Source organism: Glycomyces sp. NPDC047010 (genome assembly GCF_040644205.1).
Taxonomy (GTDB): Bacteria; Actinomycetota; Actinomycetes; order Mycobacteriales; family Micromonosporaceae; genus Glycomyces.
This window is the reverse complement of sequence record NZ_JBEYVY010000002.1, coordinates 538,655-550,219: the sequence shown is the minus strand read 5'-3', so window position 1 is coordinate 550,219 and position 11,565 is coordinate 538,655. Positions and strand designations below refer to the sequence as shown.

13 protein-coding genes are annotated in these 11,565 nt (G+C 70.3%); 8 read left to right on the top strand and 5 right to left on the bottom strand.

From position 1 onward, the window contains the following. Positions 1 to 10: 10 nt before the first annotated feature. Entirely contained in the window at positions 11 to 1,441 is a 1,431-nt protein-coding gene (gene gndA, locus AB0A65_RS06090; RefSeq protein WP_359946984.1) for an NADP-dependent phosphogluconate dehydrogenase, read from the bottom strand. 157 nt (positions 1,442 to 1,598) lie between these two features. Here gndA and AB0A65_RS06085 point away from each other — a divergent pair, with 157 nt between their 5' ends. From AB0A65_RS06085 to AB0A65_RS06070, 4 genes are all read left to right on the top strand, one after another. Next, positions 1,599 to 2,963, top strand: coding sequence for a cystathionine beta-synthase (locus AB0A65_RS06085; protein ID WP_359946981.1), 1,365 nt, complete (start codon positions 1,599 to 1,601; stop codon positions 2,961 to 2,963). 71 nt (positions 2,964 to 3,034) lie between these two features. After that, the gene (locus AB0A65_RS06080; protein WP_359946978.1) at positions 3,035 to 3,682 is read left to right on the top strand and encodes an SRPBCC family protein; all 648 of its coding nucleotides are present in this window, start codon (positions 3,035 to 3,037) and stop codon (positions 3,680 to 3,682) included. 44 nt (positions 3,683 to 3,726) lie between these two features. Next, positions 3,727 to 4,122, top strand: coding sequence for a metalloregulator ArsR/SmtB family transcription factor (locus tag AB0A65_RS06075; protein ID WP_359946975.1), 396 nt, complete (start codon positions 3,727 to 3,729; stop codon positions 4,120 to 4,122). 188 nt (positions 4,123 to 4,310) lie between these two features. Next, a complete protein-coding gene (locus tag AB0A65_RS06070; protein WP_359946972.1) occupies positions 4,311 to 5,498 on the top strand; it encodes a glycosyl hydrolase family 18 protein in 1,188 nt (395 codons plus the stop codon). 71 nt (positions 5,499 to 5,569) lie between these two features. Here AB0A65_RS06070 and AB0A65_RS06065 read toward each other — a convergent pair whose 3' ends face one another. From AB0A65_RS06065 to AB0A65_RS06055, 3 genes are all read right to left on the bottom strand, one after another. Continuing rightward, a complete protein-coding gene (locus tag AB0A65_RS06065; protein ID WP_359946969.1) occupies positions 5,570 to 5,968 on the bottom strand; it encodes a hypothetical protein in 399 nt (132 codons plus the stop codon). A 67-nt stretch (positions 5,969 to 6,035) separates the two neighbouring features. After that, on the bottom strand, positions 6,036 to 6,839 hold the full coding sequence (locus AB0A65_RS06060) for an MHYT domain-containing protein (protein WP_359946966.1): 804 nt from the start codon (positions 6,837 to 6,839) through the stop codon (positions 6,036 to 6,038). Between the two features lie 312 nt (positions 6,840 to 7,151). After that, complete coding sequence (locus AB0A65_RS06055; protein WP_359946963.1) at positions 7,152 to 8,813, bottom strand: fumarate hydratase; 1,662 nt, start codon at positions 8,811 to 8,813, stop codon at positions 7,152 to 7,154. 268 nt (positions 8,814 to 9,081) lie between these two features. Here AB0A65_RS06055 and rpsF point away from each other — a divergent pair, with 268 nt between their 5' ends. Genes rpsF through rplI form a run of 4 tightly spaced genes read left to right on the top strand, consistent with a single transcriptional unit; the run spans position 9,082 to position 10,702 of the window. Beyond that, the gene (gene rpsF, locus AB0A65_RS06050) at positions 9,082 to 9,372 is read left to right on the top strand and encodes a 30S ribosomal protein S6 (RefSeq protein ID WP_106362735.1); all 291 of its coding nucleotides are present in this window, start codon (positions 9,082 to 9,084) and stop codon (positions 9,370 to 9,372) included. Between the two features lie 39 nt (positions 9,373 to 9,411). After that, complete coding sequence (locus AB0A65_RS06045; protein ID WP_359946960.1) at positions 9,412 to 9,924, top strand: single-stranded DNA-binding protein; 513 nt, start codon at positions 9,412 to 9,414, stop codon at positions 9,922 to 9,924. A 48-nt stretch (positions 9,925 to 9,972) separates the two neighbouring features. Continuing rightward, positions 9,973 to 10,218, top strand: a complete 246-nt coding sequence (gene rpsR, locus AB0A65_RS06040; RefSeq protein WP_106362737.1) for a 30S ribosomal protein S18 — start codon at positions 9,973 to 9,975, stop codon at positions 10,216 to 10,218. Positions 10,219 to 10,240: 22 nt separating this feature from the next. Beyond that, positions 10,241 to 10,702: a 50S ribosomal protein L9 gene (gene rplI, locus AB0A65_RS06035; protein ID WP_359947215.1), complete on the top strand. Its 462-nt coding sequence runs from the start codon at positions 10,241 to 10,243 to the stop codon at positions 10,700 to 10,702. Positions 10,703 to 10,950: 248 nt separating this feature from the next. Here the strand turns inward: rplI and AB0A65_RS06030 are convergent, their stop codons facing one another. Next, positions 10,951 to 11,340 carry a hypothetical protein gene (locus AB0A65_RS06030; RefSeq protein ID WP_359946956.1) on the bottom strand — a complete coding sequence of 130 codons (390 nt, stop codon included), beginning with the start codon at positions 11,338 to 11,340 and terminating at the stop codon, positions 10,951 to 10,953. Between the last annotated feature and the right edge of the window lie 225 nt (positions 11,341 to 11,565).

Below are 11,565 nucleotides of genomic sequence, written 5' to 3'. Positions count from 1 at the left end.
CTTGCGGCCCTTAGACCTCGTGCTCGGTGCGGTCGCCCGACCAGTCGGTGTGGAACGTGCCGGGGCGGTCGGTGCGCTTGTAGGTGTGCGCGCCGAAGAAGTCCCGCTGGCCCTGGATGAGCGCGGCCGGGAGGCGGCGCGAGCGCAGCCCGTCGTAGTAGGCGAGGGCCGAGGAGAAGCCCGGCGTGGGGATGCCCGCGAGGGCGGCGGTGGCGACGACGCGGCGCCACGCGTCCTGCGCGTCGGTGACGATCTTCGTGAACTCGGGCGCGGCGAGGAGCGTCGGGAGCTCGGGGTCCGAGCGCCACGCCTCGGTGATGCGGTCGAGGAAGCGGGCGCGGATGATGCACCCGGCGCGCCACAGCGCGGAGCAGGAGCCGAGGTCGATGCCCCAGTCGTACTCGGCGGAGGCGGCGGCGATCTGGTCGAAGCCCTGCGCGTAGGCGACGATCTTGGAGGCGTAGAGCGCCTGGCGGACGTCCTCGACGAAGGTCTCCGGGAAGTCGGTCTTCGCGGTGGGCCCGGTGAGCAGGTCCACGGCGCCTTCGCGCTGCTTCGTGCCGGAGGAGAGGGCGCGGGCGAAGGTGGCCTCGGCGATGCCGGTGACGGGGACGCCCAGGTCGAGGGCGTTCTGGACGGTCCAGCGGCCGGTGCCCTTCTGGCCGGCCTGGTCGACGATGACGTCGACGAGGGGTTTGCCGGTGGCGGCGTCGACGTGGCCGAGGACTTCGGCGGTGACCTCGATGAGGTAGGAGTCGAGCTCCCCGGCGTTCCATTCGGCGAAGGTCTTCGCGAGGTCGGCGGGCTCGATGCCGACGCCGCGGCGGAGCAGGTCGTACGCCTCGCCGATGAGCTGCATGTCGGAGTACTCGATGCCGTTGTGCACCATCTTGACGAAGTGCCCGGCGCCGTCGGGGCCGAGGCGGGTGCAGCACGGGGTGCCGTCGGGGGCCTTGGCCGCGATGGCTTCGAGGATGGGGCCGAGGGACTCGTAGGACTCCTCGGAGCCGCCGGGCATGATCGCCGGGCCGAGGAGGGCGCCCTCCTCGCCGCCGGAGACGCCGGTGCCGACGAAGTGGAGGCCCTTGTCGCGCAGGGCCGCTTCGCGGCGGCGGGTGTTCTCGAAGTGGGCGTTGCCGCCGTCGATGATCATGTCGCCGGGCTCCATGAGGGCGGCGAGCTGGTCGATGACGGCGTCGGTGGCGGGCCCGGCCTGGACCATGATCATGGCCTTGCGGGGGCGTTTGAGGGAGGCCACGAAGTCGGCGAGCTCCTCGGAGGGGACGAAGTCGCCCTCGTCGCCGTGCGCGTCGACCAGTTCGGTGGTCTTGGCGTACGTGCGGTTGTAGACGGCGACGGTGAAGCCGTGCCGCGCGAAGTTGCGTGCCAGGTTGGAGCCCATGACGGCCAGCCCGACCACGCCGATGTCGGCGGTGCTCATGCCTGTCTCTCCCTTGAGTCGCGTAAGAGGTGTGCGCCCCGATTCTCGCCGGTCGGACCGGCGCGGGCGCCACCACCGCCGATCGTATCCACGCAGCGGGACGTGCACGGGCCGTTGCGCACGGCCGGTTCGGGAGGTCAGGCCCTAGGCTGTGACCATGCAGTATCACGATTCCGTGCTCGGCCTGATCGGCAACACCCCGCTGGTGAGGCTCGGGGCCGTCACCGGCGGCGCTCCGGCGACCGTCCTCGCGAAGGTCGAGTACCTCAACCCGGGCGGGTCCATCAAGGACCGCATCGCCCAGCGCATGATCGACGAGGCGGAGGCGTCCGGGGCCCTGAAGCCCGGGGGGACGATCGTCGAGCCGACCAGCGGGAACACCGGCGTCGGGCTGGCGATGGTGGCGCAGCAGCGGGGCTACAAGTGCGTGTTCGTGTGCCCGGACAAGGTGTCCGAGGACAAGCGGAACGTGCTGAAGGCGTACGGCGCGGAGGTCGTCGTGTGCCCCACGGCCGTGGACCCGGAGGACCCCAGGTCCTACTACAAGGTGTCGGACCGGCTGATGGCCGAGATCGAGGGGGCGTGGAAGCCCGACCAGTACTCGAACCCGGCGAACCCGGCGTCGCACTACCACCAGACGGGCCCGGAGATCTGGGAGCAGACCGAAGGGAAGATCACGCACCTCGTCGCGGGTGTGGGCACGGGCGGCACGATCACCGGGATCGGGAAGTACCTCAAGGAGGTCTCGGGCGGGAGGGTGCAGGTCGTGGGGGCCGACCCGGAGGGCTCGGTGTACTCGGGCGGCACGGGCCGGCCGTACCTGGTGGAGGGCGTGGGCGAGGACTTCTGGCCCGCGAACTACGACCGTGAGCTGGCAGACCGGATCGTGGAGGTCACCGACGCGGAGTCGTTCGCGATGACGCGGCGCCTGGCCCGCGAGGAGGGCCTGCTGGTCGGCGGGTCCGCGGGGATGGCCGTGGTCGGCGCGGTCACGGTGGCGCAGGACGCGGGGCCCGACGACGTGGTCGTGGTGATCCTCCCCGACGGGGGCCGCGGGTACCTGTCGAAGATCTTCAACGACTCGTGGATGACGGAGTTCGGGTTCCTCGGCGGGTCCGGGGAGACCACCGTGGGCGAGGTGCTCGCGGGGAAGAACGGGGACATCCCGGAGCTCGTCCACGTGCACCCGCAGGACACGGTGCGCGAGGCGATCGACATCATGCGGCAGTTCGGGGTGAGCCAGATGCCGGTCCTCAAGGCGGAGCCGCCGGTGACGTCCGGGGAGGTCGCGGGCGCGGTGGCGGAGCGAGACCTCATGGACGCGCTGTTCGGCGGGAAGGCGACGCTGCACGACCCGATCGAGCGGCACATCGGGGCGCCGCTGCCCACGATCGGCTCGGGCGAGCAGGTCGAGCGGGCGGTGCAGTCGCTCCAGGACCGGGACGCGCTCATGGTGTTCGCCGAGGGCAAGCCGGTGGGCGTGCTGACCCGGCAGGACCTTCTCGGCTACGTCGAGCGCTGATTTCGCGGTTCCGTTGACGTGCGGGCCCCCGCGCTCCTAGTATAAGTCTCAACTTATATTAGGAGGGGCACATGTTCGATGCCGTAGACCCGATCGGGGCCGTCGAGGCGGTCGCGCGGGAGGTCCGCACCGGCGAGCGCGACGGGAAGCCGACGCGCCTGGTGGTCGCGCGCCGCACGTACCGGGCCGACCGGGCGGACGTCTGGGACGCCGTCACCAGCCCCGACCGCATCCCGCGCTGGTTCCTGCCGCTCAGCGGCGACCTGCGCGAGGGCGGCCGGTACCAGCTCGAAGGGAACGCCGGGGGCGTGATCGAGAGGTGCGACGCACCCGCCGACCTCGCCGTCACATGGGAGTTCATGGGCGGCGTCTCGTGGCTCGAAGTCCACTTGAGCGAGGCCGGGGACGGGACGGTCCTCGAACTCGTCCACGAGGCCCTCGTCGACCCGGAGTTCTGGGGCCAGTTCGGCCCCGGGGCGGTCGGGATCGGCTGGGACTCGGCCCTGTTCGGCCTCGACCTGCACCTCGCGGGCGGGGAGGACGTGGACCAGGCCGAGGCCGAGAAGTGGGCCGTCGGCCCGGTCGGCGTCCGGTTCTCCACGATCGCGGGCGAGTCGTGGGGCGAGGCCGCGATCGCGGACGGCGACGAGCCGGACGCGGCGAAGGCCGCCGCCGCCAACGCGATCCGGTTCTTCACGGTGGCGCCCGAGGCGCAGTGAGCGCCCTGGCATGATGGCGCGGTCCCGATGGAAGTGAGGCCACGATGGCGGAGGCGGCGCTGGAGGCGCTCGGCGACCCGGTGCGGCGCCGCATCATGGAGCTGCTCGGCGCGGGCGACCGCCCCGCCGGCGACGTCGCGGCCGTCATGCGCGAGGGCCTCGGCATCTCCCAGCCCGCGGTCTCGCAGCACCTGAAGGTGCTCCGCGAGGCCGGGCTGGTGACCGTGCGGGCGGAGGGGACGCGCCGGATCTACGGCGTGGACGGCGCCGGACTGGACGAGGTGCGGGCGTGGCTCGCGCGTTTCGAGGACGCCTTCGCGGGGCCGCTGGACGCCTTGGAGACCGAGCTCGCGCGGGGAAAGCGCGAGCGGCGGCTGCGGGGACGGGGCACTGCGGAGGGCACCGGGAAGGGTCTGGGGGAACGGCGCGGCGTCGCGTAGCGACCGATAGCGTCGTCGCGTAGCGACAAATAGTAAGGAGTCCGACTCGTTCGGTTGCGGGCCTTGGCAAGGCGGTCCGCAAACCGGGCGAGTCGGATTTTTCTTCGCCCCGAAGGCTTGACAAGCGGCGTGATGACCGACACGATGAAGGACATACATTTAGGAATCTTTAAATATATGGAGGTCCCTTGCGACGCCTACGATCCGCGGCCGTCATCGCCGCCACCACCCTCGCCGCGGCAGGCGCCGTCGCCCTGCCGGTCGCCTTCGCGAACGGCGCGTTCGCCGAGGCCGCCTGCGAGGGCGCGCCCTGGCAGAACAGCGCCGTGTACGTCGGCGGCGACCGCGTCAGCCACCAGGACCGCGAGTACCGCGCCAAGTGGTGGACCACCGGCGAGACCCCCGGCACCACCGGCCAGTGGGGCGTCTGGGAGGACCTCGGCGCCTGCGACGGCGCCGAGCCGCCCACCACAGAGGAGCCGACCGAGGAGCCCACCGGCGGCCCCGGCCAGGGCGGCCACCACCTCACCGGCTACTGGCACAACTTCGACAACGGCTCGGGCGTCATGGAGCTCAGCGCCGTCCCCGCGACCTACGACATCATCGCCGTGGCCTTCGCCGAGTCCACGACCACGCCCGGCCAGATCGACTTCGCCCTCGACTCCAGCCTCACCAATGCCGGCTACACCGAGGCCGAGTTCAAGGCCGACATCGACGCGATCCAGGCCCAGGGCCGGGACGTCATCATCTCCGTGGGCGGCGAGCGCGGCAACGTCACGATCAACGACGGCACCACGGCCGCGGCGTTCGCGAGCTCGGTCGTGTCGCTCATGAACGAGTACGGCTTCGACGGCGTCGACATCGACCTGGAGCACGGCATCAACGCGGGCGCGATCGAGACCGCGCTGCGCTCGGTCAGCTCGCAGAAGCCCGGCTTCACGTACACGATGGCGCCGCAGACGATCGACTTCCAGTCCACCTCGGCCGGGTACTACCAGCTCGCGGTGAACACCAAGGACATCCTCACGATCGTCAACATGCAGTACTACAACTCGGGCACCATGCTCGGCTGCAACGGCCAGGTATACGCCCAGGGCGACATCGACTTCCTGACCGCGCAGGCGTGCATCCAGCTCCAGGCGGGGCTCGCCCCGTCCCAGGTGGGCCTGGGCCTCCCGGCCGTGCAGAGCGCCGCGGGCTCGGGGTACGTCAACCCGACGATGGTGAACGACGCGATCACCTGCCTGGAGACCCGCCAGCGCTGCGGCGACTTCGTCCCGGCCCAGTCCTACCCGGGCATGGGCGGCGCGATGACCTGGTCGATCAACTGGGACAGGACGAACGGCTACAACTTCGCCAACACCGTCGGCGGCTGAACCTGACCTTTCCTCTCTCGCAAGCGAACCGGCCCCGCTCGATCGAGCGGGGCCGGTTCGTGCTCCGGGGTCTAGCGGTCCTCGCCGTAGGCGGCCTCCAGGCGGGCCCAGTCGGCGCCGCGCACGGTCCACCGCCGGACGCTGCGGCGCTCGGTCAGGGCCCCGTCGGCGCCGCGGACCAGGAGCTTCCCGTCGGCGGCGACCCAGCGCTCGCCCTCCTGGAGTTCGACCAGCCGGGACCAGCCGTACTTGCCGCGGACCCACAGCTCCCGCTCCTCGACCCGGATGATCGCGAACGGGAGGATGAGGAGCCCGATGAGCGCGACGCAGGCGGAGGCGATGCCCGCGAGGATCCAGAATCCGGGGTCGCTGTAGCCGGTGCCGGGTTCGACGAGGGGGATCGGGGCGACGCCGAGGACGCCGAGCGGGGCGGCGAGCAGCGGGGCGTACCACTTGGGGCGGAGCTTCACACGGGTGCCTTCCTGGGTCGGGAGGGGCTGCGGTGCAAGCGTACGGGGCCGGGGCGGGCGGGGCGGGTCAGTAGCGCGGGGGCTTGCGTCCGGCTACGGGGCGGTCGGTGGTGCGGCGCTGGAGGGAGGAGAGGTGCTCGTCGGCTTTGAGCTCCTCGTCGGTGGGGACCATGACGACGGTGAAGACGAGGACGAGGAGGACGATCGCGGTGAGGGTCGCCATGGGGAAGACGAGGTCGACGGCGGCGACGCCGTGCGGGGCGTCGTCCGCGGTGCCGCCGGTGCGCAGGCCGAGCATCCCGGTGTAGTGCATGAGGTTCACGGCGAGGGCCATGACGGCGGCGGCGAGCCACATGGAGGAGGCGCGCTGGAGCCGCCAGGAGAGCCACAGGGCGGTGGTGGCGGCGCCGATCGCGATGACGACGGAGGCGGCGACGTATCCGGGCTCGTAGTCGAGCTTTACGTCGGCGCTGAGGGCGGCCATGCCGGTGTAGTGCATCCCGGCGACGCCGATGCCGGTGAGCGTGCCGGCGACGGCGAGTTTGAGGGGCGTGTAGCGGCCGAGGCCGATCGCGTAGAGGCCGCAGGCGACGACGGCGACGGCGATGAGGGCGCTGAGCGCGGTGGTCCACGGGTCGTAGAGGAGGCGCGTGTCGCGGACGGTGAAGCCGAGCATGGCGACGAAGTGCATGACCCAGATGCCGGTGCCGCCGATGGCGAACGCGGCGATCGTGAGCCAGAGGGCGCGCCGTCCGCGGGACTCGTGGCGGCGGGCGTGGCGGGCGAGGAGGAGGCCGAGGGCGGAGCCGGTCATGGAGACCAGGAATGCCACGGGGAGCGTGGTGTACCCGTGGGAGAAGTGTTCGATCATCGCGTAATCCGAATTGGGTACTGGGCGGCGGGGATGATCGGATCGTAATCGCGGGAACGGGGTTCCGCTGGCCGCTGGTTTTATCCGGAATGCCTGGTGGGCGGGGGTTTGCGGTCCCCCGAAACCGCTCGGAAGGACACAGGGGCGACAGTGGCGTTCCGATAATTCCGCCGAGCGGCGGATCGGATTCTGGCCGTTCGCACCGATCCGGACAGGCGTTGTGCGCTGTCTCACAATTCACTTGGTTCATCAAGGGGTACAACGGGAAAGGCCGCCGACCTGAGCGGTCGACGGCCCCTTGGTCGACGGCGGTTACGTCACGGTGATGTGGCGGCGGCGCCCGACGGTGAGCACGGGCTGGCGGGTGGCCTCGTAGAAGTCGTTGCCCTTGTCGTCGACGACGATGAACGCCGGGAAGTCCTCGACCTCGATCTTCCAGACGGCCTCCATGCCGAGCTCGGGGTACTCCAGGACCTCCATCGACTTGATGTTCTCCTGGGCGAGCTTCGCGGCGGGGCCGCCGATGGAGCCGAGGTAGAAGCCGCCGTGCGCGTTGCACGCGTCGGTGACGCGCTGCGAGCGGTTCCCCTTGGCGAGCATGACGAACGAGCCGCCCGCGGCCTGGAACTGGTCGACGTAGGAGTCCATGCGCCCGGCGGTGGTCGGCCCGAAGGACCCGGAGGCGTAGCCCTCGGGGGTCTTCGCGGGGCCGGCGTAGTAGACGGCGTGGTCCTTCAGGTACTGCGGCATGGGCTCGCCCGCGTCGAGGCGCTCCTTGATCTTGGCGTGGGCGATGTCGCGGGCGACCACGAGCGTCCCGGTGAGGGACACGCGGGTCTTGACCGGGTACTTCGACAGCTCGGCGCGGATCTCGGACATCGGCCGGTTGAGGTCGATGCGGACGGCGTCGTCGTCGAGGTCGTCCTCCTGGACCTCGGGGACGTACCGGCTCGGGTCGCGCTCCAGCTGCTCCAGGAACACGCCCTCGGCGGTGACCTTGGCCATGGCCTGGCGGTCCGCGGAGCAGGAGACGGCGATGGCGACGGGCAGGGAGGCGCCGTGGCGGGGCAGGCGGATCACGCGCACGTCGTGGCAGAAGTACTTGCCGCCGAACTGGGCGCCGATCCCGAACTGGCGGGTCAGCTCCAGGACCTCCTGCTCCAGCGCGATGTCGCGGAAGCCGTGCCCGGACGGGGAGCCCCCGGTGGGCATCGAGTCGAGGTACTTCGTGGACGCGTACTTCGCGGTCTTGAGCGCGTACTCGGCGCTGGTGCCGCCGATGACGATCGCGAGGTGGTACGGCGGGCACGCGGCGGTGCCGATCTGGCGGAGCTTCTCCTCCAGGAACCGCATCATCGCGTCGGGGTTGAGGATCGCCTTCGTCTCCTGGAACAGGAACGACTTGTTCGCGGAGCCGCCGCCCTTGGCGATGAACTGGAACTTGTAGGCGTCGTCGCCCTCGGCGTACAGGTCGATCTGCGCGGGCAGGTTCGAGCCGGTGTTCTTCTCGTCCCACATGGTCAGCGGCGCCATCTGGCTGTAGCGCAGGTTGAGGTCGCGGTACGCCTGCCAGACGCCGCGGGAGAGGTGCTCGGCGTCGCGGCCGTCGGTGAGGACGTGCCGCCCGCGCTTGCCCATGACGATCGCGGTGCCGGTGTCCTGGCACATCGGCAGGACCATGCCGGAGGCGATGTTCGCGTTCTTGAGCAGGTCCATGGCGACGAAGCGGTCGTTGCCGCTGGCCTCGGGGTCGTCGAGGATGGAGCGCAGCTGCGCGAGGTGCGCGGGCCGCAGGAAGTGCGAGATGTCCTTGACGGCCTCGGCGGCGAGCTGCGTGAGGACCTCGGGCTCCACGGTGAGGAAGCGCCGCCCGGCGGCCTCGACCGTGTTCACCCCGTCCGTCGTGAGCAGGCGGTACTCGGTGGTGTCCGGACCGGTGGGAAGCAGGTCGGTGTAGTGGAACTCCGATGTCATGGAATCGAACTTAGCGCGGCCGTCCCGCCAGGCGGACGCGGCGCGGCCGCTCCGGGAACCGGACGCCGCGGGCGTTTCGGGGCGGTGTCGCGCCCGGTCCTGTCGGACCCGGCGGGTACCGTCACACCCAGGCGGAGCGGCCCCGGCCGCACCGCCTGTAAGCAGGTACGATTGCCAGGTTGCCCGCCGCGAGGCGGGCGACGCGCAAGTGATTCCTCCTGCTGCGGAGAGACCGCAGCCGATTGAGACCGAAGGAGGTGGAGCGATCTTGCGGCACTATGAACTCATGGTGATCCTCGAACCGAACATCGAGGAGGCACAGGTCGGCCCGACGCTGGAGAAGTTCCTCAAGGGCGTCAAGGACGCCGGAGGGGCCGTCGACAAGATCGACGTCTGGGGCCGTCGCCGTCTGGCATACGAGATCAACAAGAGCAACGAGGGCGTCTACGCCGTCGTCGACCTGCAGTCCGAGCCCGGTCCCGTCGCTGAGATGGACCGCCAGCTCCGGCTCAACGAGTCGGTGCTGCGGACCAAGGTGCTGCGACCGGAGCTTCGGTAACCCGACCCTGCAACTGCGAGACCGTCAAGGAGATAGGTCATGGCAGGAGAGACAGTCATCACGGTTATCGGCAACCTCGTCGACGACCCCGAACTGCGTTACACGCCGTCCGGTGCCGCCGTCGCGAAGTTCCGCATCGCATCGACCCCGCGCACGTTCGACCGCGAGTCGAACCAGTGGAAAGACGGTGAGGCCCTGTTCCTCACCTGCAGCGTCTGGCGCCAGTACGCCGAGAACGTCGCCGAGTCGCTTTCGCGCGGTACCCGCGTGATCGTGCAGGGCAGGCTCAAGCAGCGCAGCTACGAGACCCGCGAGGGCGAGAAGCGCACTGTGTACGAGCTCGACGTCGAGGAAGTAGGCCCCGCGCTGCGGTTCTCCACCGCGAAGCTCAACCGGTCCGGCGCGTCCGGCGGCGGAGGCGGCGGCCGTTCCTTCGGGGGCGGCGGCAACTCCGGCGGCGGTTCTGCACCCGACGACCCTTGGGCCTCGGCCGCCCCCGCGGGCGGCGGAGCCGCCGCTTCGGGCGGCTTCGACGAGGACCCGCCGTTCTAACCGGGCGCTCCGCCCGGAACGATCTCGATTAAGAGGCAAGACAGAGACATGGCCAACCCGAAATCGGCTCCCCTGCGGAAGCCGAAGAAGAAGCCCAACCCGCTTGAAAAAGAGGGCATCACCTACGTCGACTACAAGGACACGGCGCTGCTGCGGAAGTTCATCTCCGACCGCGGCAAGATCCGTGCCCGCCGTGTGACCGGCGTGACCACCCAGCAGCAGCGCCAGATCGCCGCGGCCGTCAAGAACGCCCGCGAGATGGCCCTGCTCCCGTACACCAGCCAGACCCGCTAGGAAGGAGCACGACATGGCGAACATCAAGATCATCCTGACTCATGAAGTGCCCAACCTGGGTTCGGCAGGGGACGTGGTCGAGGTCAAGCCCGGTTACGGCCGCAACTACCTGCTCCCGCAGGGCCTTGCGATCGCCTGGACCAAGGGCGGCCAGAAGGAGGTCGACGCGATCCAGCGTGCGCGTGCCTCCCGCCAGATCCACGACCTCGACAAGGCCCGCTCGGTGGCGGACAAGCTGAAGCAGACGGACGCCCACATCGTCGCCCGCACCGGCGACGGGGACCGCCTCTTCGGCTCCATCACCGCGGCCGACATCGTCAAGGCCGTCGACGAGGCCGGCGGCCCCAAGATCGACCGCCGCCGCGTCGAGCTCGCCTCGACCATCAAGACGGTCGGCACCTACGACGTGTCGGTCAAGCTGCACCCGGAGGTGACCGCGAAGTTCAAGCTCCAGGTCACCCCGGCCAAGCGCCGCAAGAAGTAGGCAAGGCAACGTCGAAGGCCCGCGACCCAGGTCGCGGGCCTTTGTCATGTCCGTCCACACCTTCGGGCGAACCCATCACAACCGATTCGCCGGTTTCACCCTGATTTGACCGCCGGTGTTCGACGCCTCCGGCCCCGCCCTCTCTCCACACCCGACCCCTGTGGTCGCACCCGTGGGAGAGGGTGGTCTTTTTCAGTCGGTGTGGTGAAGGTGGGTTCGGGTGGGTACCCGGGGCCGCCCGTACGGCTTCAGATCACCCAGCCGGCCGTCCGCAGGACCACCGTGACCAGGCCCGCGCCGAGGATCGCCGCCGCCGAACCCGCCACGCCCGCACGCCATCCCGCGCGCGGGAGGCGCAGGAGGACCGCTACGAGGAGGCTCGCGGTGAGCGACGAGAGCGTCCACGCCCAGCCGCCCGCGACCGCCGCGCCGACCCGGCCCGCCACCGTGCACCCCGACGCCGCGCAGTTCGCGTCCACCGGCGGCTGCGACAGCACCCACGTCAGGTAGACCGCCACCGGCACCGCGTACCAGGCGAGCGTCACCAGCAACGTCGGAGTGAACGCGCGCTCACCCGGGCGGTCGTCGCCCTCGGGGTCGAGGCGGGGCCTGCGTTCGGGGCGCTGCGGAGCGGTCATGAGCCGGTCTCTCCTCTGATCCGTGCCGGGGACGCCCCCATGCTATCGGCAAGTTGGCACGAACGGATTTCCGTCCACAGGCGGTGGACGGCGTCCCCGCAGCTCCCGACCCGGATCCGAACCCCGATCGCGTTGTTGTCCACAGGTTGTCCACAGGCCCGGGCCGGGTTATCCACAGGTTATCCACAACCTTGTCCACAGGTTGTCCACAGGGTCGTTTGCAAC

Excerpts from the sequence above, each read along its gene's own strand:
- AB0A65_RS06045 (WP_359946960.1), top strand. The coding sequence starts at position 9,412 with ATGGCAGGAGAGACAGTCATCACGGTTATCGGCAACCTCGTCGACGAC.
- AB0A65_RS06080 (WP_359946978.1), top strand. The coding sequence starts at position 3,035 with ATGTTCGATGCCGTAGACCCGATCGGGGCCGTCGAGGCGGTCGCGCGG.
- AB0A65_RS06075 (WP_359946975.1), top strand. The coding sequence starts at position 3,727 with ATGGCGGAGGCGGCGCTGGAGGCGCTCGGCGACCCGGTGCGGCGCCGC.
- AB0A65_RS06085 (WP_359946981.1), top strand. The coding sequence starts at position 1,599 with ATGCAGTATCACGATTCCGTGCTCGGCCTGATCGGCAACACCCCGCTG.
- gndA (WP_359946984.1), bottom strand. The coding sequence starts at position 1,441 with ATGAGCACCGCCGACATCGGCGTGGTCGGGCTGGCCGTCATGGGCTCC.
- AB0A65_RS06030 (WP_359946956.1), bottom strand. The coding sequence starts at position 11,340 with ATGACCGCTCCGCAGCGCCCCGAACGCAGGCCCCGCCTCGACCCCGAG.
- AB0A65_RS06060 (WP_359946966.1), bottom strand. The coding sequence starts at position 6,839 with ATGATCGAACACTTCTCCCACGGGTACACCACGCTCCCCGTGGCATTC.
- rpsR (WP_106362737.1), top strand. The coding sequence starts at position 9,973 with ATGGCCAACCCGAAATCGGCTCCCCTGCGGAAGCCGAAGAAGAAGCCC.
- AB0A65_RS06055 (WP_359946963.1), bottom strand. The coding sequence starts at position 8,813 with ATGACATCGGAGTTCCACTACACCGACCTGCTTCCCACCGGTCCGGAC.